Annotated in this window: 18 protein-coding genes and 3 pseudogenes; 10 read left to right on the forward strand and 11 right to left on the reverse strand. The window is 42.9% G+C overall.

Annotation, left to right across the window (positions count from 1 at the left end):
• Positions 1-15: 15 nt before the first annotated feature.
• From CWC29_RS08325 to CWC29_RS08335, 3 genes and pseudogenes are all read left to right on the forward strand, one after another.
• Positions 16-603 (forward strand): annotated as a pseudogene (locus CWC29_RS08325) (transposase); the annotation flags it as partial.
• Between the two features lie 75 nt (positions 604-678).
• Positions 679-1,650, forward strand: a complete 972-nt coding sequence (locus CWC29_RS08330) for a transposase (protein WP_138523112.1) — start codon at positions 679-681, stop codon at positions 1,648-1,650.
• A gap of 350 nt (positions 1,651-2,000) precedes the next feature.
• Positions 2,001-3,156, forward strand: a pseudogene (locus CWC29_RS08335) (IS110 family RNA-guided transposase).
• Between the two features lie 422 nt (positions 3,157-3,578).
• Here the strand turns inward: CWC29_RS08335 and CWC29_RS08345 are convergent.
• The gene (locus CWC29_RS08345; protein WP_138525040.1) at positions 3,579-4,340 is read right to left on the reverse strand and encodes a hypothetical protein; all 762 of its coding nucleotides are present in this window, start codon (positions 4,338-4,340) and stop codon (positions 3,579-3,581) included.
• A 205-nt stretch (positions 4,341-4,545) separates the two neighbouring features.
• Here CWC29_RS08345 and CWC29_RS08350 point away from each other — a divergent pair, with 205 nt between their 5' ends.
• Positions 4,546-5,577: an IS110 family RNA-guided transposase gene (locus CWC29_RS08350; protein WP_138524990.1), complete on the forward strand. Its 1,032-nt coding sequence runs from the start codon at positions 4,546-4,548 to the stop codon at positions 5,575-5,577.
• A gap of 430 nt (positions 5,578-6,007) precedes the next feature.
• On the opposite strand, the gene CWC29_RS08355 is transcribed toward CWC29_RS08350, so the two are convergent.
• Together CWC29_RS08355 and CWC29_RS08360 are read right to left on the reverse strand one after the other, a co-directional pair.
• Positions 6,008-6,547 (reverse strand): hypothetical protein, encoded by a 540-nt coding sequence (locus CWC29_RS08355; protein ID WP_138523945.1) that lies wholly within the window; start codon positions 6,545-6,547, stop codon positions 6,008-6,010.
• A 352-nt stretch (positions 6,548-6,899) separates the two neighbouring features.
• A pseudogene (locus CWC29_RS08360) lies at positions 6,900-7,169 on the reverse strand (transposase); the annotation flags it as partial.
• A gap of 230 nt (positions 7,170-7,399) precedes the next feature.
• Between CWC29_RS08360 and CWC29_RS08365 the strand changes: the two are divergent.
• On the forward strand, positions 7,400-8,695 hold the full coding sequence (locus tag CWC29_RS08365) for a dicarboxylate/amino acid:cation symporter (RefSeq protein ID WP_138523941.1): 1,296 nt from the start codon (positions 7,400-7,402) through the stop codon (positions 8,693-8,695).
• 208 nt (positions 8,696-8,903) lie between these two features.
• Here CWC29_RS08365 and sohB read toward each other — a convergent pair whose 3' ends face one another.
• Together sohB and CWC29_RS08375 are read right to left on the reverse strand one after the other, a co-directional pair.
• Complete coding sequence (gene sohB / locus CWC29_RS08370; RefSeq protein ID WP_128726399.1) at positions 8,904-9,929, reverse strand: protease SohB; 1,026 nt, start codon at positions 9,927-9,929, stop codon at positions 8,904-8,906.
• A 102-nt stretch (positions 9,930-10,031) separates the two neighbouring features.
• Entirely contained in the window at positions 10,032-12,470 is a 2,439-nt protein-coding gene (locus CWC29_RS08375; protein WP_138523939.1) for a VolA/Pla-1 family phospholipase, read from the reverse strand.
• A gap of 196 nt (positions 12,471-12,666) precedes the next feature.
• On the opposite strand from CWC29_RS08375, the gene CWC29_RS08380 reads away from it, so the two are divergent.
• Positions 12,667-13,410: a YciK family oxidoreductase gene (locus CWC29_RS08380; protein WP_010604961.1), complete on the forward strand. Its 744-nt coding sequence runs from the start codon at positions 12,667-12,669 to the stop codon at positions 13,408-13,410.
• Between the two features lie 44 nt (positions 13,411-13,454).
• Here the strand turns inward: CWC29_RS08380 and CWC29_RS08385 are convergent, their stop codons facing one another.
• From CWC29_RS08385 to rnm, 6 genes are all read right to left on the reverse strand, one after another.
• Entirely contained in the window at positions 13,455-13,868 is a 414-nt protein-coding gene (locus CWC29_RS08385) for a GFA family protein (protein WP_128726397.1), read from the reverse strand.
• 65 nt (positions 13,869-13,933) lie between these two features.
• Complete coding sequence (gene rluB, locus CWC29_RS08390; protein ID WP_128726396.1) at positions 13,934-14,794, reverse strand: 23S rRNA pseudouridine(2605) synthase RluB; 861 nt, start codon at positions 14,792-14,794, stop codon at positions 13,934-13,936.
• A complete protein-coding gene (gene scpB, locus CWC29_RS08395) occupies positions 14,791-15,378 on the reverse strand; it encodes an SMC-Scp complex subunit ScpB (protein ID WP_128726395.1) in 588 nt (195 codons plus the stop codon). Before scpB ends, rluB begins: the two co-directional genes overlap by 4 nt.
• A gap of 53 nt (positions 15,379-15,431) precedes the next feature.
• Positions 15,432-16,226 (reverse strand): segregation and condensation protein A, encoded by a 795-nt coding sequence (locus CWC29_RS08400; protein WP_128726394.1) that lies wholly within the window; start codon positions 16,224-16,226, stop codon positions 15,432-15,434.
• A gap of 11 nt (positions 16,227-16,237) precedes the next feature.
• Entirely contained in the window at positions 16,238-16,858 is a 621-nt protein-coding gene (locus CWC29_RS08405; RefSeq protein ID WP_010378577.1) for an L-threonylcarbamoyladenylate synthase, read from the reverse strand.
• A 4-nt stretch (positions 16,859-16,862) separates the two neighbouring features.
• Complete coding sequence (rnm, locus tag CWC29_RS08410; RefSeq protein ID WP_138523937.1) at positions 16,863-17,708, reverse strand: RNase RNM; 846 nt, start codon at positions 17,706-17,708, stop codon at positions 16,863-16,865.
• A gap of 436 nt (positions 17,709-18,144) precedes the next feature.
• Here rnm and CWC29_RS08415 point away from each other — a divergent pair, with 436 nt between their 5' ends.
• From CWC29_RS08415 to trpCF, 4 genes are read left to right on the forward strand one after another with little or no spacing between them, the layout of a single operon-like run.
• The gene (locus CWC29_RS08415; RefSeq protein WP_128726392.1) at positions 18,145-19,722 is read left to right on the forward strand and encodes an anthranilate synthase component 1; all 1,578 of its coding nucleotides are present in this window, start codon (positions 18,145-18,147) and stop codon (positions 19,720-19,722) included.
• On the forward strand, positions 19,715-20,296 hold the full coding sequence (locus tag CWC29_RS08420; RefSeq protein ID WP_010378569.1) for an aminodeoxychorismate/anthranilate synthase component II: 582 nt from the start codon (positions 19,715-19,717) through the stop codon (positions 20,294-20,296). The genes CWC29_RS08415 and CWC29_RS08420 overlap by 8 nt, the downstream gene beginning before the upstream one ends.
• A 9-nt stretch (positions 20,297-20,305) precedes the next feature.
• The gene (gene trpD / locus CWC29_RS08425; protein WP_138523935.1) at positions 20,306-21,310 is read left to right on the forward strand and encodes an anthranilate phosphoribosyltransferase; all 1,005 of its coding nucleotides are present in this window, start codon (positions 20,306-20,308) and stop codon (positions 21,308-21,310) included.
• Complete coding sequence (gene trpCF, locus CWC29_RS08430; protein ID WP_138523933.1) at positions 21,303-22,667, forward strand: bifunctional indole-3-glycerol-phosphate synthase TrpC/phosphoribosylanthranilate isomerase TrpF; 1,365 nt, start codon at positions 21,303-21,305, stop codon at positions 22,665-22,667. The genes trpD and trpCF overlap by 8 nt, the downstream gene beginning before the upstream one ends.
• Positions 22,668-22,672 lie beyond the last annotated feature (5 nt).

The raw sequence follows: 22,672 nt of genomic DNA on the forward strand, positions 1-22,672 counted from the left end.
TGAGGAAAACAAACTATGGCTACTGCCCGTAAAAAGCAAATCAGTTTAACCGACACCAAATATTATCACTGTATCTCCCGTTGTGTAAGGCGCGCGTTTCTGTGCGGTGAAGATAAATTTTCTGGAAAATCATACGAGCACCGCCGGGATTGGGTTGAAGAAAAGCTCTTGATGCTGGGCTCCGTGTTTTGTATTGATGTCTGTGCTTATGCCGTGATGAGTAATCACACCCACATTGTTTTATATGTTGATGATAAAAAGGCTAAGCGCCTGTCGGATAAAGCGATTGTGATGCGATGGCACAAGTTATTTAAAGGCAATTGGATAAGCCAAAAGTTTATTGAAGATGAGCCACTGAGTGAGTCGGAGCAATTGATACTAGATGAGCTGGTTGATAAGTACAGAGAAAGACTCGCTGATATTAGTTGGTTTATGCGGGTACTTAACGAAGACATCGCCCGCCGAGCAAATAAAGAAGATAATTGTACGGGCCGGTTTTGGGAAGGACGATTCAAATCCCAAGCACTATTGGATGAAGCTGCACTGGCTGCCTGCCTCGCTTACGTAGACCTAAACCCCATTAGTAACCAAATCGCTGACACCCACCACTAATTTGCATCCTCTAAATATACCGCCTAAGCTTTAATTCTGCACTCAAAGGATTGAGGAAAACAAACTATGGCAACTGCCCGTAAAAAGCAAATCAGTTTAACCGACACCAAATATTATCACTGTATCTCCCGCTGCGTAAGACGCGCGTTTCTGTGCGGTGAAGATAAATTTACGGGAAAATCATATGAACACCGCCGTGATTGGGTTGAAGAAAAGCTCTTGATGTTGGGGGATGTGTTTTGTATTGATGTCTGTGCTTATGCGGTGATGAGTAATCACACTCACATTGTTTTATATGTTGATGATAAAAAGGCTAAGCGTCTGTCGGATAAAGCAGTTGTGATACGGTGGTGCAAGTTGTTTAAAGGTAATTGGATAAGCCGTAAATTTACTGAAGGTGAGCCACTCAATGAGTCGGAGCAATTGATGCTAGATGAGCTGGTTGATAAGTACAGGGGAAGACTAGCGGATATTAGTTGGTTTATGCGAGTACTTAACGAAGACATCGCCCGCCGAGCAAATAAAGAAGATAATTGTACGGGCAGGTTTTGGGAAGGACGATTTAAATCCCAAGCATTGCTGGATGAAGCTGCACTGGCTGCCTGCCTCGCTTACGTAGACCTAAACCCAATTCGAGCCAAAATTGCCACAACGCCTGAAACCTCAGACTACACCAGCATCAAAAAACGCATCGACCATGCAAAACTGGGTAAACAACCAAAAAGCCTATTACGCTTTGCTGGCAGCCCACGAAAACACATGCCTAAAGGCCTGCCTTTTGAGCTCAAGTCTTATATCGAATTGGTTGAACTCACAGGCCAATATATTCGCGCCGACAAGCGAGGCTATATTTTTGAGTCACAACCCATACTCACTCGACTAAATATCGAACCGGAGAACTGGATAAAACTCACTACGCAATTTTCACGGGTATTCCACGGTGCAGTTGGTCGAGAGCGAACAATAACCGCTTACTGTGAAACACTGCAAAAACGACGACGGACAAACCTAACAAACTGCGAGCGCTTGCTGGCTTAGTAAAACGAACACTATCAATTCGAAAATCAATAACTGTTGTATTTACAGCGCTTTGCCATGCGCGATAACTCGGTTTTGATGTAGAGATACGCTTGGGCGCTAAAAATTGGTCTATAACTAAACGTTTTTGACCAAAATTATTGGAGTGTTTACATGCTTTTTTACTTCCCCAGCTTGAATATCAATAGTGATGGGTGTCGCTTATTTTGGCTTATTTTCGCCATTCTCATATTTCACAGTGCATATAGACATAATGACTCCCACACGGTGCTAGCCTCCGCATTTTCGTGGGTTAGCTTAAAGCCAGAGCCATAATTAGTTTGTCAAATAACTAAATAGCAGAGGCTAGCATGACTAAACATAACATACTTTTCATTGGCTTAGATACTCATAAAGAGTTCATTGAAGTTGCCTATATTGAAGACAGTCGAGGCGCACAACCCATTCATTTCGGTCGTATTTCTTCAGCTAAAGTCACTATTAAAAAGTTTATCAGGCAATTTGAATCTAAATACCCTAACACTACGCTCCATTTCGTTTATGAAGCTGGTCCCTGTGGTTACTGGATTTACCGCTTAATTACTTCTCTTGGACATTGCTGTTACGTAGTTGCCCCATCGCTTATTCCTAAAAAAACCTGGCGAGCGTATAAAAACTGACAAACGTGATGCACTTAAACTAGCTAAATTACTTAAGTCTGAAGACTTAACCCCTATTTATGTACCTGAGCCGGAAGATGAAGCTATTCGTGATTTATCTCATGCTCGAGAAGTTGCGATGAAAGATTTAAAAGATGCAAAGTACCAACTAAAAGCAATGTTTCTTCGCAACAACATTAATTATGCTGGCACAGCAAACTGGTCTCTCAAACACTTACGTTGGCTCACAGAGCTGGTATTGCCACATCCTGCACAACAAATCGTTTTACAAGAGTTTATTCAAACCATAAACGAGCGAACTGCACGATTGGAGCGACTCGACAATGAGCTCTCTCATCATGTTTATCAATGGCGTTACTACCCTGTAGTTAAAGCAATCCAAGCTATGCGCGGCGTTCGCTTACTCGTGGCCGCTGGTATTGTCTCTGAGCTTGGTGATTTAACCCGCTTCGACCATCCGCGAAAACTCATGAGTTATCTTGGGCTCGTTCCGAGTGAACACTCGAGTGGTGGTAAAAGGCATATTGGCGCAATTACTAAATGTGGCAATGGTCGTGCAAGGCGCTTATTAGTCGAAGGTGCTCACAGTTACCGTCATGCAGCCAACATATCGACTGAGTTACAAAAACGACAAGAAGGCTTACCAAAGCAACTTATTGATATTGCATGGAAAGCACAATTAAGGCTCTGTAAACGTTATAAAAAGCTTATAAATAAAGGCAAGCATTACAACCTCGTTGTCACCGCCATTGCCCGTGAAATGATTGCTTATATCTGGGCAATCGCAAAACAGGTTGTGCTCTCACCGGTAAATCCCAAATTAAGATTATCCAGAGTACCAGCTTAAAATGAACGAATTAGAGTTAATGTATTGGGTCAAGCATCGGGTGTGGCACAACCACCGACGGCGTTAGGATGGCAATGCAGCTAACGCAGCATTGAACCACGAACATAGACTGAAAACAGGTGCCACGTCGAGTTAAGTAAGGTCTGCTCTGCTCATGAAAATGAGTAACCAACGAATACCAGCAAGAAAACCGACGAAATTACTTGCTTCATCCTATGCATTAACTCTCTCTAATTCGAGTTAAGAAATTATGGCTTAAAGTTAGGCAAGGATCAGTGTGTTTAACTTGACAGTGGGAGTCCTACCAACGCCCTGTTAAGGTGTGAACAACGCAATACCGAAGCCGCCGCATATCACCTTAAACACTAAACGCAACGCATAGTAAAAATGCCACGCGTTGCGAATCACTCTTAAACAGTTTGTTATGCCGTTTGAGTTTCGTTGATCGCCTTTTGCAATGCACCAGAAAATTCTTTGATTTCATCAATGGCATGGGTGAAGTCTTGAGCACTTAGACTAATTGTACTGCCATCGATAGTTTTGCCATTCCTGTGAACAATATCGTGTCTTAACTTTGTTATTTTAACTACATTGCTAATATCTATATCTAGTTTACGATTTAAGACTTGCTCGTACATTTCCACGACGTTTGGGATGTTGTGATACAAAACATCACCAACATACTTTAATACTAAAGACCTTACATCTAGATCAGTATCAGCTAAATCTGTTAGTTTTACGCTTTTTAATATTTTAAATTTGCGAAGAGTATTTTTTAAGCACTGTTCATCTTGCGATACAAGCGACTTTAAGGTGTCGCCCAAAAACGTCTCAAGTAAAGTGACGGCATATGCATAAGACATTTTAACCACTATGTTTGTATGAAGTACAAAAGCTATATTTTGACGATTGTTGAAGTTACTATCCGCCATAACTTTCAATGCATCGAGCTCATTGATAAACGATTGATGTATATCGGATGAACCGTTTTCTTTTAGCCATTTCAGCTCTGCCTGCCACTCAGCTTCTTCCCGCAAATGTTCTTGGTAGTTAGAGTATTCCTCTGCTAATTCTTGGTATTCTTCCGAATCTTCACCAAGCGAATCATCACTCAATCTTTCCCTTATCCAATCGTCAATATATTTCTCTTGCATCTCGAACAAGTAATCTTTTATCGTGCTCATCTCAAATACCTTTGTAGCCACGTCTCTTCTGCGGCTTAACGCCGCATTAAGGTGTGAGCAACGCAACCACGAAACCTAAGCTTACCACCGTAAACACCAAACCCAACGATGGAAAAACAATGATGGGTGATGAGATGGACGCTCCCAAATCGGCGTCAATGCGCCAAACTGATAGTTGCAAACACAGTTATTAGGAGAGTCCATCATGAATAACGTTAGCACGCTTTCAATTGATCTAGCAAAAAATGTATTCCAACTTTTATCGTTTGATAAGCAAGGTAATAAATGTTTTTCCAGAAGGTTAGATAGAGCAAAGCTCTTGCAAACATTGACCCAATTACCTGCTTGTAATGTTGTTATGGAATCATGCTCAACGTCTCATTATTGGGGGCGCTGCTGCTTACAAGCTGGGCACCAAGTTCAGCTTATCCCTGCGCAACATGTTACCCCTTTTGTCCGTGGCAATAAAAACGATAAAAATGATTGTATGGCGATTTATGAAGCGAGCCTTCGACCTAACATTCGCTTTGTTCCTGTAAAAACAGAGCATCAACAAGCAATCCTAGCACTACATCGTTATCGGGAACGGCTCATACATAATCGAACTGCCTGCATCAACCAAACATGTGGTTTGTTACTTGAATTTGGCATCGTCATCAAGAAGAGCTTAAAGTCTTTTCGTGCAACCATTGCTGATCTGCTCAACCGTAATTTACATGGAGCTTTAAATCTACTCCTCAGAGACGTTTATGAAGAAATGCAAAAGTTAGACGCCAATATTAAAAATGTAGAGGCACAATTTAAGCAGTTTAATGAACAGAGCCAAGCTGCTCAAATTATCCAATCCATCCCCGGAATTGGGATTATCAACGCATCGGCATTGAGTGCCACAATAGATAAAGGGCAAGCATTTTCTAATAAAAAGGAGTTGGCTGTGTGGCTTGGGATCACACCACGTCAATATGCTTCGGGTGAAACCAAGAAGATGGGAGGGATCACCAAACGAGGTGATCGTTATCTAAGAAAACAACTCATTCATGGTGCCCGTACAGTGGTCAATCATGCGCACAAAAAGCAGGATGATTTAAACAAATGGATCAACGCATTGGTAGAACGTCGCGGTAAAAATAAAGCGGTGGTGGCCACGGCCCACCGATTGGCTCGCTTAATGTGGATATTGCTACAAAGAAATGAACCTTATAAAGCCCAATATACACAAAGTGAGGCGCAATCATGACTCAAATTATGGCTATTAAGGAGCCCGGTCGTGACAAGGGCCTCGAGCCCGAGTGGGTGTTTATGAGCCCTTGATAGCCATATTCTCATTGCTGTAAACATAACGATGAACAAAAGGTCAAACCTACCTAGTTAAACCCGTTATAGGCAAGGCATTCAATGCCGCGTGGGTGTATTCTACTTTTTGGGTGGCTAGGTTCGAAACTCATTAGGGGCGCTGAAAGTCAGTTAAGCCCGAATATATGTCAGAGCAGCACCTTATTTAGGGTGACTCAAAGTGACTGTTTATCAATACATACAAATAGTAAATGAGAGATAAATAAAAGAAGCAACAAGGCTGTTAAAACAACCTTGTTGGATGAGTATTACTTGACAGCAGCAGAGCGTCCATATATGTCATCAATGATTCACTTCATCAATGATTCACTTTGTTAGGGCTCTATTTTAAAGGTAGCTAAAACCTGTTTGAAACCACCATTAACTTTTCCAAGGTCTTCTTTAGCCACCTGATTAGTCAAATATGCAACTTTTTCATGCGAAGGAAAAGAGTAAGACTCTGACACATGAGGTACATCAATATTAACAACCGAGATATTAAATTCATATTTCAATCCATGAAACTCAGTTCCATTTATAGATGTCTTAACTTCTTTTATTTCATTATCACTATCTAGCTCCAATATACTGGGGATTTCTTTAATGAGAGCTTCAACATCCAGCTCAACGAACTCTTTAAGTTCGAATGACTGCTCTGTAGGATATACTTCAATTTTAATGATTGCGTCTCCAGGAGACTCAACAAAAACAAACCTAACATCTTCGCTCACAAAGTCTTCAGTGACCTCCCAATTTGCAGGGTAAGAAAATGAAAGCCCATCTTTTTCGTATTTTAATTGGTTGTTCATATCAGCAGGTTTTTCTGAACATGCTGATATAAAAAATAATAAAACTAGTATATTTAGATACTTCATAGTTGATTGAAACTTCTAGAGCCCTAACACTTTAGTATTTATGCGACACGCAGTTTGTGTTGCATAATCGCTTGTTGGACTGAGCTGCTACCTGCTCGGTGTGACAGAGTTGGTGTTGTTTATGCTATAGCTTACTTAGAAAAAATAGGCTTTTGGAGACTCTCACTTTCCTAGCTAGTGAATCAGTTTAGCTAGTGTTTGGTAAGCTTTCCCTGCATCGCTCAGCGCTTATTATGTCTTCATTACACCTAAATTTGGCTTAATAAGCAATTATATTTTTTACGCATTCAGAGGCCGCTAGCCTGAGCAATTAGATAGGTTAACTAATTGATTTTAATCAGCTATCGAGCTGCTAACTCGTTCGCTCTACTTTGGCCGTTGTTGCATCTAACTTGAATACGCCAATTAGCCGCAAGGTACCTGCCTTACAATGCTGACAAGGCCAATACGGTATCAGTGTCACGCTTTCTGTCTTTGGCCGCTTTGCTCTGTATGTGCATGACGCCTGCGACCTTATCAGCGCTAACTTTCGCTTGCGACATGCACTGGTTAAAAAACCATAATGCCGAATATGCATAAACCCCTTCGGTAGTAAATGCTGCAAATAACACCGTAAGAATTCTTAATCATAAAATGATGACACGCATAATTGTAGTTTTCTGCAATCATTAAAGCAGGACACTAACTATGAAAAAATCACGTTTTACCGAATCAGAGATCATTGAGGTGTTAATATAGGCTGTTTAACCTAATTTTATACTTGATACCAATCAACATATCTGTGCATCTATCCTGATATGCTATTACTAATTACTCACTGATGTGCAAATCACCCCGCTTCAAGGAAAAGGAATGAAAACCACCTACTCCATTAGTTATTTTTTACAAAAGAAAATGCTATGGCTACAAATTGTTGTGGCTTTGGTACTGGGTATTACCGTGGGTATTTTACTATCCCCCAAAGGGGTCGGGCTGGTTAGTGCTGAGCTATCACTACAAATAGCACAATGGGTTGCACTACCCGGCAATCTATTTTTAGCTTTGATCCAGATGGTTGTGATCCCTCTGGTACTTTCATCTATCATTCTTGGCATTGCAGGTAACAAGGACACCGCATTTTTGAAGCAAGTTGGACTTAGGATCTTCCCCTATTTCGTCATGACCACCTTTATTGCTGTTATCATTGGTTTGGTCGTTGCTTCCTACGTTGAGCCTGGGAAATACGTGGATAGTCAGCTGCTTGATAACCTCAATAGCCAACATACCACAACTGTTACAGCTACAGTTGAATTAAAAAGCATTCCTGAGCGCATGGTGGCAATTATTCCGTCAAATATTACTCAATCTACTCTAGATAAAGATATGTTTGCTATTGTGATGTATGCCATTTTTATTGGTATTGCTATCACCACACTTAGTCAAAAGCAAAAATCCCTGCTTCTTGAGCTCACCACAACAGCACAAACGCTATCTTTACAGATTGTTAATTGGGCTATGCTGCTGGCTCCGTTTGCGGTATTTGGATTACTTTGTGACATTACTATTCGAATTGGTGTTGATGCCCTGCTAGGTGTCTCAGCTTACGTTGCGACTGTGTTGCTAGGGTTATTACTGCTTATGTTTGTCTACCTGTTTTTAGCCAGCAGCGCTGGAAAGATCAGTCCTTGGCGCTTTTTATCGGCAATTAAAAGCGCACAATTATTAGCCTTTTCAACCTCTAGCTCAGCTGCAGTAATGCCCCTCTCAATGCGCACAGCTGAGCAGTCGCTATCCGTAAAAAAACCCATTGTCCAGTTTATTATTCCTCTAGGTGCCACTATCAACATGGACGGCACAGCGCTATATCAAGTGATTGCAGCACTATTTTTAACTCAAGTTTTTGGCATTACCCTCACCGATAGTCAAATCATGTTACTGATACTCACCACTGTTGGTGCATCCATTGGCTCCCCAAGTACCCCTGGTGTCGGTATTGTAATTTTGGCTTCAGTGTTAACTAGTTTTGGGATCCCCGCTGCAGGTATTGCGCTTATCTTAGGTGTAGATAGGATATTAGATATGTGTCGAACCGTACTTAATGTTACTGGAGACCTAACTGCATGTGTTGTAATGGAGCGTCTGATAAAACTCGATAAACCAGTTCAATGACAATATGAGAGCTTCGCTGTTGGCCTTGCCAGTAAACTTGATTGTAATTGTAGTAAGTAAATGAGCCAGATACTATTGATGAAGGTTTTATCGAATCTAGCAGCAATATGGCAAACTACGTACCACGTAACTCAATGTTTTGTTCGTCGATGTATTTCTGCGCTGATAGATGATAACCAGCTACCACCCACCAGCGCAGGAGTAAAAATTACGCGGAGTACTTTGATAGGTTCAGTTTAGACAATGCTTTGATGCTAAAACGCTCAACAGCATTGCCCAGTTGCAAACCAAACTTCTCAGCAACGCCTTTTTTAGTCTTATAAGCCACCTTATAAAGTTGGTGACTTTCATTTAGGGACATGAGTAAATCGTCACTGGTTGAGATTTCATCGACTAGTTTAAGCTCTAAGGCTTGTGTACCAAACCAATGTTCTCCAGTCGCTACTTTCTCAATATCAAGCTCGGTGCGATTATCAGAGACAAAGTGTTTGAACAGACCATGCGTTTCTTCAATCTCCTCCTTAAACTTTTCTCTTCCTTTATCCGTATTCTCACCAAACAGGGTGAGTGTACGCTTATACTCACCAGCGGTTACCATTTCAAAATCAACGTTATTCTTTTTTAATAAACGATTAAAGTTGGGGATCTGCGCAATTACGCCGATTGAACCAATAATTGCAAATGGTGCTGCAATAATCTTATCTGCGACACAGGCCATCATATATCCGCCACTTGCAGCAACCTTGTCCACACAGACCGTCAGTGGAATACCCGCTTGCTTGATGCGCGAAAGTTGCGATGCACCAAGTCCATAACCGTGTACGACACCACCGCCACTTTCAACTGAGACAATGACTTGATCCGTGGCCTTGTCAGCGATCATAAGAATGGCATTTATCTCTTCGCGTAGATCTGAGACTTCATGAGCATCCATACTGCCGTTGAATTCGATATAGAATACATTCTTGGTGTCTTCCTTGTTTTTACCTTTGCTTTTTTGCTCCTTAGACTGTGCTTTATTTCGTGCCTTTAACGCCTTTTTATCTAAGGTTTGTTCTAAAAACTGTTCTTTGGACTGCGCCAGACTGTCGCTTAAATCGGTAACTTCAATTTCGCCCTTTTTCGATTTTGGTTTTGAGCTTGCTCCCACCATCAAAATAATGACTACTGCGATACCAAAGATAATGGTTACTGTCTTGGCTAGAAATAACCCATATTCAAAAAAAAATGCCAAGTCGTTCTCCTCATTTAGCTCATAAAGGGGACCATTTTTTCAATATAAAATGGACATAAAAAAGGCCGCTAGCTGCGGCCTTTTATAGTCTCGAAAAATGTCTTAGTTTGCAACAACATCTGGGTTAGATACTTGTAAAACCAAGCCCTTTGACTTCAAGAAGCTTGCAACTTGTGTTTGCATTTCAATTGACGCCGCTGCGTGTCCTGCTGCTGTGCCACCGGCTTTTTCATCAAAGCCTGTCGTTAAGATTGAACTGTGATGGCCCTGAGAGAACTTCACCACATAACTTCCAGGTGTTCCGTCTTGACTCATTTGCGTTTCACTTGCTGGCATTAAGCCCATGAAACCAGCAAGTGGTAAGCTACCTGACAAGAAGCTACGCTCTGTTGTTGGAGGAATAACCAGGTCAGCTGCATTGCCACCAACACCACCCGTAACAACACTCATATATACTGGCGTTTGTAGCACTTTCACGGAAGCTGCATAGTTTAGTGGATCTGCACTATCTAATGCGGTTTGTGCTGCAAAACCGAATTGCGTCACCGTACCATCAATCAGTGCTAATGTCGCGGTGTCTCCAGCCGCTTCTAAATTCGCTCTAAACGTTCCATATGCACAAGAAATATATTTGCTTTGATCCGCAGCAAACGTACCACAGTCAGCAACTGCGCCTTCTTGCAGATAGGCATTAAACGCTTGCGATGCGAGATTACCTGCAGAACTCAACACGGAGCCTTGTACAAACGGACCAAATGATTTTGACTCAATCAAGAAGTTAGCAATGCCCGAACCACCACTTGCAAGTGCTGCTGACTCAACTTTAAAGAAGCCATCAATTGCTGGATTTAATGGCGCATTGGTTTGAGCGAGGAAGCTTGGGCCTACAACTGAACCAAGTGAGTGACCTAGGTAACTAACTTGCTGGGTATTGAAGTTAACTTGGCCACCAGATGCTTGATTAATAAAGTTTAAGCCTAAACGTAACCCCATTAAATCTGCAGCTGATTGCTTTAAGTTATCACGCGCAACTAACAACGATGTTAGATTCATGTAAGAAAGTACACTACCCGTCGACGCATTAAACTCGTCGTTGCCATCACCGTCAATATCAATGCCGCGCTCGCCGTGCATCGGGTGGTCGATTGCTACCGTCGCAAAGCCTGCTTGCGTAAGAGACAAGGTTAAGCCAAGCATATCTTCTTTCTTGCTGGTGATCCCATGTTGGAGAATAACCACTGGCCATCCGCTTTCTGGACGCGCCGCATCGTTAGCAGGAAATGTAATTTGCACAGGCACATTAGCAAGCCATTGCTGCTTAGGAATTGGGTTATATTGGGTAATAAAACGCTGTTTATCCACGCCAATACTTCTAAATTTCGGCACACCTTCAGGCACAGGGAAGCTCTCACAAAGCTTATCATCTCCTTCTGTTACTTGGGGTAATTGGCCACCTTGTGCAACATACCCACCCAGTGTAACTGGGCTGTCGCATAACGCTTGCCAGTAGGTATCTGCTAATGCTTCAATGCCACCTGTTTTTGGCTTCGCTAAATACTGAGGAAGTTGAATAACACCACGCATTAATTTAATTTGTTGGAAAGCAGGCAATAAAGCCGCTGGCACTTTACCTTCCAGTGCGTCAGCAACCGTCATCGGTGCCTGACCAGGAACTGCGATTACTGGTGGAGCGTTCTTTGCGAGTGATTGTGCAAGTAAAGCTTTAGTCGCAGCTAAACCAGCACCAGCTGATTGTGTAGTCATAGCTGCAGTGTAAATAATTTCGGTACCATCTACCCCAGCTTTGGTAACCGCTTCCTCATAACTTTGTATTACTGCTTGCAAGGATTTTTGCGCATCGGTCACCAGTGGTGCGTTTTGACGCAATAAGCTATACGTCGATGATGGGTCAACACTTTGTCCGCTGGAGTCCTTCAAAGTGCGGGTTAAAACAGTAATATAAGTCGTACTTGGTTTAAGCGGCTTGACAGGAACCACTACAATGCCATTTCCAGCTCCATTCGTCATCGCTACGAAATCGCCTTGGGGACCAAACTCCAATTCAGCAACAAATTTACATGCTATCCCTGACGGTAGCTGCGCACACTGTTCGTCAGTTTGTAATGGTCCACCCATTTCAACTTCAAAAATTCGTACGGCGCCGGGAGTCATGACGCTTTGCGCATCTAATGTCAACCCATTCGGTGTCGTCATGTCGATAACATAGGGCATTTGTGTTGACCAACCATCTAAGGCACCAACCACAATACTTGGGTTTGCATAGCTTGCACGTGTCACCAGAGGATTACCTTCACCATCCTTCATTCCTAACATTTCGTCAGGTAAGTTTAGAGTTCCGTCTTGAGTGCCGGATAAAAGGATATCGTTTGGAACTGAGATCACACCGCCTGATGGATCAAATTTAACAGAAATCGTTGGAGAAACGGGTGTAGTATCATTTTTTACATCTTCTAACGTTTCACCGCCTCCACAGCCAGCAAGAGCTGCTGATACTGCGAGTGAGAGTAGCATTTTTTTCATTTTATAGGCTCCGACATAATCTTATTATTATTGTGATAATTCTCGTTAAATCTATGTAATTGCATTTTTAATAAGACATTAGACCAGTTAAACTTAACTCAAACTTTGTTATTTCGCCAGCCATATTTACAATAAATTCGCTAACTTGCTACTGCATTGTGATAAAATGACCCAAACATCTTAATTGGAGTCCAGAATGCAGACTTATCAAGCTCCTGAAAACGCACTTGCGAATAAAACGATATTAGTAACAGGTGCTGGCGACGGCATCGGCCGTGTTGCGGCGATTAATTACGCCAAATATGGTGCAACGGTTATTTTATTGGGCAAAACCACCAGTAAACTAGAAGCCGTTTATGATGAAATTGTTAACGCCGGTTACCCACAGCCTGCAATTGTACCTTTAGATTTACGTGGTGCAACCAAACAACACTTCCGAGACTTGGCTGCCACTATCGAGCAGCAATTTGGTAAGCTTGACGGCTTGCTAAATAATGCGTCTATTTTAGGCTCTTTAGGTCCAATGGAACACTTTTGCGTTTCAACCTTCGAAAACATAATGAAGGTAAACGTAACAGCCCAAGCGGTGATCACTAAATCATTATTCCCAGTAATGAGAAAAGCACCTAACGCTTCTATCGTCTTTACTTCATCGGGTGTAGGACGTAAAGGTCGTGAGTTTTGGGGAGCGTATGCAATTTCTAAATTCGCAACCGAAGGTATGATGCAAACTTGGGCCGAAGAAGTGGGTAAAACCAATATTCGCATCAACTGCATTAATCCAGGTGCGACAAGAACAAGTATGCGTGCATCAGCATTCCCAGGTGAAGATAAAGATAAACTAAAAACACCTGAAGAATTAATGCCAACATACCTGTACTTGATGTCTGATGACTCAATCGGGGTTAATGGCCAATCTTTAGATGCCCAAACCTACTAACTAGTATTTTAAAGGCTGCAAATCCACAATTGCAGCCTTCTATATTACCTAAGTTTATCTCTCGGCAAGGTTTCAAACGCCAGCACTTGCTCTAATTTTTCATCCCACTTCGCTTTACTCGCGATAAATAGATGTGCAGTTGGCGTAAGACTCGGCGCATCATCTAAGCTACCAGCTGGTACCACTAAACCAACAGGCTGCTGGTTTGGTAATGCAGAGCCACAACGAGCACAAAAGGCTTTAACGTGCTTAGTATTCGGTAAAGTAAAGCGGGTTATTAACTTTTCGCCCGCAAGCCAAGTTAGCACTGCATTTTGAAAAAATAGATTCGCAGCATGTGCGGAACCAGTGTCTTTTTGACAATACTCACAATGACATAGATAAAAGCCCTGCGCGTTGCCCTCTACAAGATATTTAACCTGACCACACAGACAACTACCAGCAAACGTCTCTTTCATTTGAATTTCCTTATCAAATACAAAAACACCAGCTAGGCTGGTGTGGTGTTTTAGAAAAGCTTAAATTACTTTCTTCTCGGGGTTTTGACCCTTTGATTATGCTTTTTCACTGCTTTGCGGATCTTATTAATTTTCGCGCGCTTGTCTTTACGCTTTTCTGGCATGACCGACAACTTAGTTTGCTGCTCGGCTCTCATACTCACCGATTTGCGTAAGTAGTTAACATCTTCTAATTTTAATTCTTCCCATCCACCTTGTGGCAAACGCTTGTTAAGCTCTAATTTACCATAACGGATACGGATCAAGCGCGACACTTCAACACCTTGTGACTGCCAAAGACGCCTGACTTCACGATTACGCCCTTCCGTCAGTGTTACGTTGAACCACTTATTCAGACCTTCACCACCAAGTGGCTTAATCTTAAGGAATTTTGCGGGACCGTCTTCTAGCTCAACGCCTTTGGTTAATGTACGCAACGTTTGGTTTGTTACTTCACCAAATACCCGAGCAGAATATTCACGTTCGACTTCGTATTTTGGATGCATCAAGCGATTAGCTAGCTCACCATCATTGGTAAAAAGCAATAGGCCTGATGTATTGATATCTAATCGCCCAATTGCTATCCAACGGTCACCATCTAACTTAGGTAGCCTATCGAATACAGTGCGACGACCTTGAGGGTCGCGACGAGTACATAGCTCACCTTCAGGCTTATGGTACATAAGTACGCGACAGATGCGCTCTTCTTGCTGTTCTATTTTAACAATATGTCCATCTACACGGATCACCGAAGTCTCTTCCACTCGGTCTCCTAGCTTGGCAACTTTTCCATCTACACTTACGCGGTTAGACTCAATATACTTTTCCATTTCGCGTCTTGAGCCAACGCCAGCTCTTGCCAATACTTTTTGTAGTTTTTCACTCATTCAGATGGTTCTCTCACAGAAGGATCGTTTAATAACTGTTCTATTTTCTCATTATGTTGATCAGGTAACCGAGGTAATTCCCCAAGACCAGATAATGAGAAGTAATCTAAAAATTGTTTTGTCGTTGCATACAATGCTGGTTTGCCCGGTACCTCTTTATAACCCACCACTTTTATCCACTCGCGATCTATCAAGCTTTTGATAATATTAGAACTCACGGTGACCCCGCGCACTTGCTCTATTTCGCCTCGAGTGATTGGTTGTCGGTAAGCAATCAATGCCAAAGTCTCAAGTGTAGCACGTGAGTATTTTGGTGCTTTTTCCTGCCACAGTTTACTTAGCCAAGGGCTCAAGCTCGGGCAAGCTTGAAACCGGTATCCGGTACCAACTTCAACCAGCCTTACGCCGCGAGTTTGATAATGATTTACCAGTGTTTCCAGTGCCTGATCAATACGCGGTGATGACACACTGATATCTTCCAGCACGGTTTCTTTTAAGCGCTTTTTAGATAACGGCTTATCAGAAACGAAAATTGCTGCTTCAACCAATTCAACCAGTTGTTCATCGCTAACGCGTCTTTTCATATTTTATGCTTGAAGATAAAAATGCGGAGTATAGCAGAGGCTGCAGCCATCCCCTAGCCTTTTAAATGCAGGTAAATCGACGCTGCCGTTGCTGACTGAATATAGTCAACCAATTGCTCCTTAATGAGTTCGAGCATGGCAATAAAAGTAACCACCACACCACTGCGCCCTTCGTCCAAGGTAAAAAATCGCGCAAATTCTACCGGCTTATTCTGTTCTCGTAGCAATTGCAATATAAAGCTCATACGCTCTCGGGTTGAAAGTACTTCAGCGGATATATGATGGTGCTCAAAGGTCTTGGCTCGGGCCATCACTTCCGACAGCGCCAAAAGTAATTCCCTCAGTTCAATGTCTGGGAATTCTGGCTCAGAGTCGGTACTACTGTCTACCAATGCATGAGCGACAAAGATATCACGCTCAACACGAGGGATCTCATCTAAGTTTTCAGCGGCTTGCTTAAATTGCTCGTATTCCTGCAAGCGTCTCACCAGCTCAGCTCTGGGATCTTCCTCTTCCTCTAACTCTTCGTGTTTTGGTAGTAGCATTCTTGATTTTATTTGTGCCAGCAAAGCTGCCATCACCAAGTATTCACCCGCAAGTTCGAGCTGCATGTCCTTCATCATTTCAACGTACTGAACATACTGCTGAGTAATACTAAAAATCGGTAATTCTAGAATATCTAATTTATGTCTTTTAATAAGATAAAGCAGTAAGTCCAACGGGCCTTCAAAGGTCTCTAAGATAACTTCTAGGGCTTCGGGGGGAATATAAAGATCTTCCGGCTTTTCAATTACCGCTTCACCGTGTAAAAAAGCTAGCGGTAATTTCTGTTGGAGTGCTTCTGTCATCTCAACATGCGTTATTCAAAAGGCGACGTATCACCACAGCCACGACGCAAAATTTCAATGGTATCTTCAGACATATCAATAACGGTGGTTGCTTGCTCGATTAAATAGCCACCATGAATGATCAAGTCTACGTGCTTCTCAAGACGCATGCGGATATCATCGGGGTCAGACTCAGTAAACTGCTCTCCTGGCAAAATCAAAGAGCATGACATCAAAGGTTCACCTAGTGCTTCCAACAATGCGCAGGTAATTGGGTTATCAGTAACACGGATCCCGATGGTTTTTTTCTTCTCATTGAGCAAACGGCGAGGAACTTCTTTCGTCCCTTTAAAGATAAACGTGTACGGGCCGGGCGTATTATTTTTAATCATCCTAAACATTTGATTATCGACACGAGCATAGGTCGAAAGCTCCGACAAATCACGACATAAAAGAGTAAAGTTATGATGCTTTTCGATGCCGCGGATCCGCTCTATCCGCTCCTTAGCTTGCTTATTACCGAGGTTGCAACCAATGGCATAGCCGGAGTCGGTTGGAAACACCACCACGCCACCTTGCTCAATAATATCAGCCGCTTGGCGAATTAAACGCGTTTGCGGGTTATCTGGGTGAATATGAAAAAATTGACTCATAAGCTTATTCCTCTTTGCCTCCCCAATGACGCCAAACTCCTTGACAATCTTTAGGTAAATACAAGTTACGACCAAGGTCGACCCAAGGCATTGGGAAGTGGAAATCTGACCCTTGGCTTGCTAACAATTCAAACTCTTGACTTAGTCGCCCCAAAAATTGGCGCTCAGTAGGCGCTTGCTGTGGCTGTGCAACTTCCATTGCAGCTCCCCCAACCGCTTTAAATTCAGCAATTAACTTTCTTAGCCACTTATTCGACATTTTATACCGAGCAGGATGCGCCAACACACTTACACCACCCGCGGCATGAATAGCCGCAACCGCCGTGTGTATATCGCACCATTGACTTGGCACATACCCAGTCTTGCCACGTGCTAAAAATTTATTGAAAACGCTTTGTACACTTTTAGCCACACCTCGCTCAACCAGCACTTGAGCAAAATGCGCTCTGGTGATCTGCGCAGTTTGGGCAAGTGCAAGGGCATCTTCGTAGACATGCTCATAGCCCTTTTTGGCTAATCGCTCGCCGATCTCTTTTGCTCTGGCTTCTCGCTTTTGCTGCTGTTCGTGCAGCAACTTTGTTAATGCTTCATGCTCAGGATCAAAATTTAATCCAACGATATGGATCTCAAAGCTTTCCCACTTTGTGGAAATTTCAACGCCATTAATAAGTTCTAACGTGAGATTATTTTGGTTAATGTAGTCACGGGCAGGCTGGATCGCATCTATCGTGTCATGATCGGTAATTGCAAGAATATCAACGCCTTTTTCCGTTGCTCGCTCAAGCAATTCATCAACAGCTAAGCGGCCATCGGAAAAAGTAGTATGGCTGTGGAGGTCATATTTAATCAAAATGTATTAACTATCTCTATGAATTATCAACGTTTTGATTATATCACAAGTTAACTGATACGACCTTAGGTTATTTTCTGATATTTGTCCTTGACACTTGTAGCAAGAATAGGGTTTACTGTAGCTAATTTAGATTAAACAACGAAATATTCACAAATGAACAAACAAATTCAAAAAAACATTTGGTGGTGGCACTCGAACTAAGCGGGTGTGTTTCGTTATATCTACGATTTATCAACCCGCGCAATGTCGCGGGTTTTTTTATACTTTTTAGAGGCTTTTATGAACAACAATATCACAGTAAACACAATTTGGTGGTGGTGGATGCCCTAGCGGGACGGTATTGTTGTGTCTGAACAATAACCCCCGCAGAGCTCAGCTTTCGGGGGTTTTTTATTTTCTAAACAGAATATCTAGAAATTAAGAGGAATGAGGTTTGATTTTTAGTCATATAACGACCACACCAGGTGAGGTCACCAGTATAAGACAAAGGCGCGATTATATTGCCAGCCCACTGTCTTTATACGCAGGTTTAAACAAAACAAACTCGTTACTGCTCGAATCAGCAGAAATAGAGTCTAAAGACAATGTGAAAAGTATCGTGCTTGTGGATAGTGCGATTCGATTCGAATGTAACGGCGCCCAAGTCATTGCCAAAGCCTTGTCTAACAATGGTGCTCAGTTGCTACCGTACCTTGCGCAAAAGGTCACAAATTGTGACGTGATCCTCAATGATAATACTTTGACGCTCACGTACAACGCATTGGAAAGTAACATTGATGAGCATACAAAACTAAAAGCGGATAACGCCTTTAGTGCGCTCAGAACCTGTATCAATGAAATTAAACGTAACTCAGATACGCCGTTTTCCGTCTTTTTAGGTGGAGTATTCGCCTATGATATGGTGGCAAACTTTGAGCAACTTCCTGAAGTACCAGATGGAGACAACGACTGTCCTGACTATGTTTTCTATCTCGCTGAAACCTTAGTTGTGATCGATCATCAAGCACGAGCTACTGAGCTCATTGGTAATGTTTTCAATGGCCCTGAGGTTCACGCCAATTGTTTTGAAGTAGGCAAACAACTAGAAGAGCTAAACAGTCAATGTGACCAAATCACTGAATTTCAGTTTGAGCCACAAAGTGGCGGCGCAGACGTCAAAGTCAATGTGAGTGACGACGAATATTGTCAACACGTTGAAAAGTTGAAAACCAACATTATCAACGGTGACATTTTCCAAGTCGTTCCCTCTCGCACTTTTTCACTTCCTTGCCACAACTCACTCGCCGCCTATAAACAGCTTAAACTACAAAACCCTAGTCCTTACATGTTTTATATGAAGGATGAACGCTTTGTGTTATTTGGCGCATCTCCAGAGTCGGCACTCAAATATTGTGAGCAGAGTAACCAAGTTGAAGTCTATCCCATCGCGGGAACGAGACCACGAGGTAAGTTTGCTGATGGTAGTATCAATCCAGATTTAGATAGCCGTATTGAACTTGAGCTGCGCAACGATCAAAAAGAGCGTGCAGAGCACCTTATGCTTGTTGACCTCGCGCGTAACGATGTCGCACGGATCAGTATTGCAGGTACTCGACACGCAAAAGAATTATTGAAAGTGGACCGCTACTCACAAGTCATGCATTTAGTATCGCGCGTCGTAGGCCAATTAAAGCCGGATTTAGATGCCCTCCACGCCTATCAGGCTTGTATGAATATGGGCACTCTCGTCGGCGCACCAAAAGTTAAAGCCGCAGAACTTGTTCGCCATACAGAAAAGCAGCGTCGTGGTAGTTACGGCGGCGCGGTAGGTTATTTGATGGGCAATGGTGCGATGGACAGCTGCATCGTAATTCGCTCCGCGTTTGTAAAAGATAACGTTGCTTACGTGCAAGCGGGTGCAGGTGTCGTGTTTGATTCAAATCCACAAAGTGAAGCAAATGAAACCAAAGCTAAAGCCATGGCAGTGATTAAAGCAGTACAGTCCACGTATGAAGGAGCAAACCATGACTAAGGTATACTTTTTAGATAATTTTGATTCTTTCAGTTATAACCTTGTGGATGAGCTTAGCCTGCTAGGACTCGACTTGGTCGTTTATCGTAACAACATCTCTGCCGAAACCATTTTCAACAAAATGTGTGCAGAAGTTGATCCTGTGATCTTAGTTTTATCACCTGGACCTGGCGCGCCATCGGAAGCAGGCTGTTTGCTCGCGTTAATTGAGCTATGTAAAGGTAAATTCCCCATGCTTGGAATTTGCCTCGGTCAACAAGCCCTAACTCAGAGTTATGGTGGTGAAGTTGGTAAAGCAGGTGAGACGGTACATGGTAAATCTTCTATTATTGAAGCGGATGAGCATCCGGTATTTGCCGGACTTGGAACACAATTCCCCGTGGCGCGTTATCACTCTCTAATGGCAACAAGCGTACCACCAGCACTGCAAGTGATCGCGAGATATCAGGCCATTCCGATGGCTATCTATCACAGTGAACACAAAGTGATTGGCTATCAATTTCACCCAGAATCAATATTGACCCCCAATGGCGCTCAGCTATTACAACAAAGTATCGCGTACCTTAGCGCTTAGGAGATCACGATGGAAAAGTTACAACCTCTATTACAGCAACAAGATTTATCGTTTGACGCCGCCAAATCCTTGTTTAGCGATATTATGGCTGGACAACTGAGTGACATCGAACTTACCGCAGCGCTGCTTGCGCTAAAGTTTAAAGGTGAAACAGCGGCGGAAATAGCCGGAGCAGCTCAGGCTATGCGTGATCATGCCACCGCATTTGACAAGCAAGATCTACTCGCAGCAGACAGCTGTGGTACGGGTGGCGATGGCACAAATACCATCAACGTGAGTACCACCGCCGCCATTGTTGCCGCAGCATGTGGCATTAATATGGTCAAACACGGTAATCGCAGCGTAAGCAGTAAATCAGGTTCCGCGGATTTACTAAAAGCACTTGGGATCAACATTGATATGACTCCCGCACTTGCAGAAAAGTGCTTAGCAGAGACCGGCTTTACCTTTTTGTTTGCACCGCATTACCACGCAGGTGTAAAACATGCTATGCCAGTTCGCACACAACTAAAAACGCGCACGATATTTAATATTCTGGGGCCATTGGCAAACCCAGCCAAGCCAGAAGTACAATTACTCGGCGTTTACGACCCTGCCCTTGTTTTACCCATGGCAGAAACGCTAAACCACTTAGGTACGAAACGAGCGATGGTAGTTCACGGTAGTGGCACAGATGAAATTGCTCTACACGGCGAAACGCTAGTCGCAGAAGTAAAGCATGGTGAAGTGACGCAATACACCGTTACCCCAAACGATTTTGGACTAGAAAACTATTCACTTGAATCTATTGCTGGTGATACGCCAGAATATAACGCGAAAGCGAGCCTTGCGATTTTAAATGGTGAAGGCGAAGCTGCACACAATGCAGCTATCATTGCAAACGTTGCAGCTTTGCTGGTATTAACCGATAAGGCGTCAAATTTTAAAACCGCAAGCCAACAAGTACGCGAAGTGCTTGCAAGCAAGAAAGCCATGACAACCTTGGCTAACATTGTAGAGGTGAGTAATGGCTAATGTATTAGAAAAAATTGTTGCCGATAAAGTCGAAGAATTAAAAGCGCGTAAGGCGCAGCGTCCGTTAAGTGACTTTATCGACGAAGTAACCCCCACCACGCTTAACTTCACCGCTGCGTTGGCGCAAGCTGGGACACAATTTATTTTAGAGTGCAAAAAGGCGTCACCTTCAAAAGGCCTTATTCGCTCACATTTTGATTTGACTGAAATTACCAGTGTTTATCGTAAGTACGCGACATGTATTAGCGTGCTAACCGACGAAAAATACTTTCAAGGCAGTTATGAATACCTTGCCACGGTGAGAAAGCTGGTTGATCAGCCTCTGATCTGTAAAGACTTCTTTATTGATGAATACCAAGTTTACCTCGCCCGCTTACACGGTGGCGATGCCATTCTTTTGATGTTGTCTGTATTAAACGACGAAGAATATGTGGCACTAGCGAACGTGGCCAAATCACTTAATATGTCGATTTTAACGGAAGTAAGCACCGAAACAGAAGTGACACGAGCGCTTGCGTTAGATGCTGAGCTTATCGGTATTAACAATCGTGATCTCAGAGATTTATCAACGGATTTAGCAACTACAGAGAAACTAAGAAAGTTAATCCCCGAAGACAAAGTAGTGATTTCAGAGTCTGGTATTTACACACACCGTGATGTGAAACGCTTGTCACCAATTTGTGATGGCTTTTTGGTTGGTAGCTCATTGATGGCAGAGCAAGATTTAGAACTTGCTTGCAGACGCTTGATTTTGGGCGAAAACAAAGTGTGTGGTCTTACTCGAAGCCAAGATGCGCAAGCCGCTTATGAAGCGGGCGCGGTGTACGGTGGCCTTATCTTTTATCCAAAGTCTCCTCGCTATGTCGACATTGATTGTGCGAAGGCCGTCGCTGATAGTGCGCCGCTCAAGTACGTTGGTGTATTCGTTAACGCACCGCTTGAGCAAGTTACAGAGTATGCGCAAATTTTAAAGCTTAGTGCAGTGCAATTACATGGCAACGAAGATGAGCTGTACATCGATACGCTACGTAAACAACTACCTGTTACCTGTCAAATTTGGAAAGCACAGGGTGTGGACACAGCACTGCCAAGCCCCTTCGCTGGCGTAGACAAGCAATTGTACGATACCAAAACCGACACCGCATTTGGTGGCACGGGGCAAGTGTTTGATTGGCAGCTATTAAATCGTAGTTCAAGCAATTATATGTTGGCTGGCGGCCTAAACCCCGACAACATTCACGGTGCCGTCAATATAGGTGCCGATGGTTTTGACCTAAATTCAGGCGTTGAGCAATCGCCTGGTAAAAAATGCGCTCAAAAAATCGCTAACGCGTTTACACAAATTCGAAAATATTGAGGTGG

The sequence above is a fragment of the Pseudoalteromonas galatheae genome (assembly GCF_005886105.2).
Taxonomy (GTDB): Bacteria; Pseudomonadota; Gammaproteobacteria; order Enterobacterales; family Alteromonadaceae; genus Pseudoalteromonas; species Pseudoalteromonas galatheae.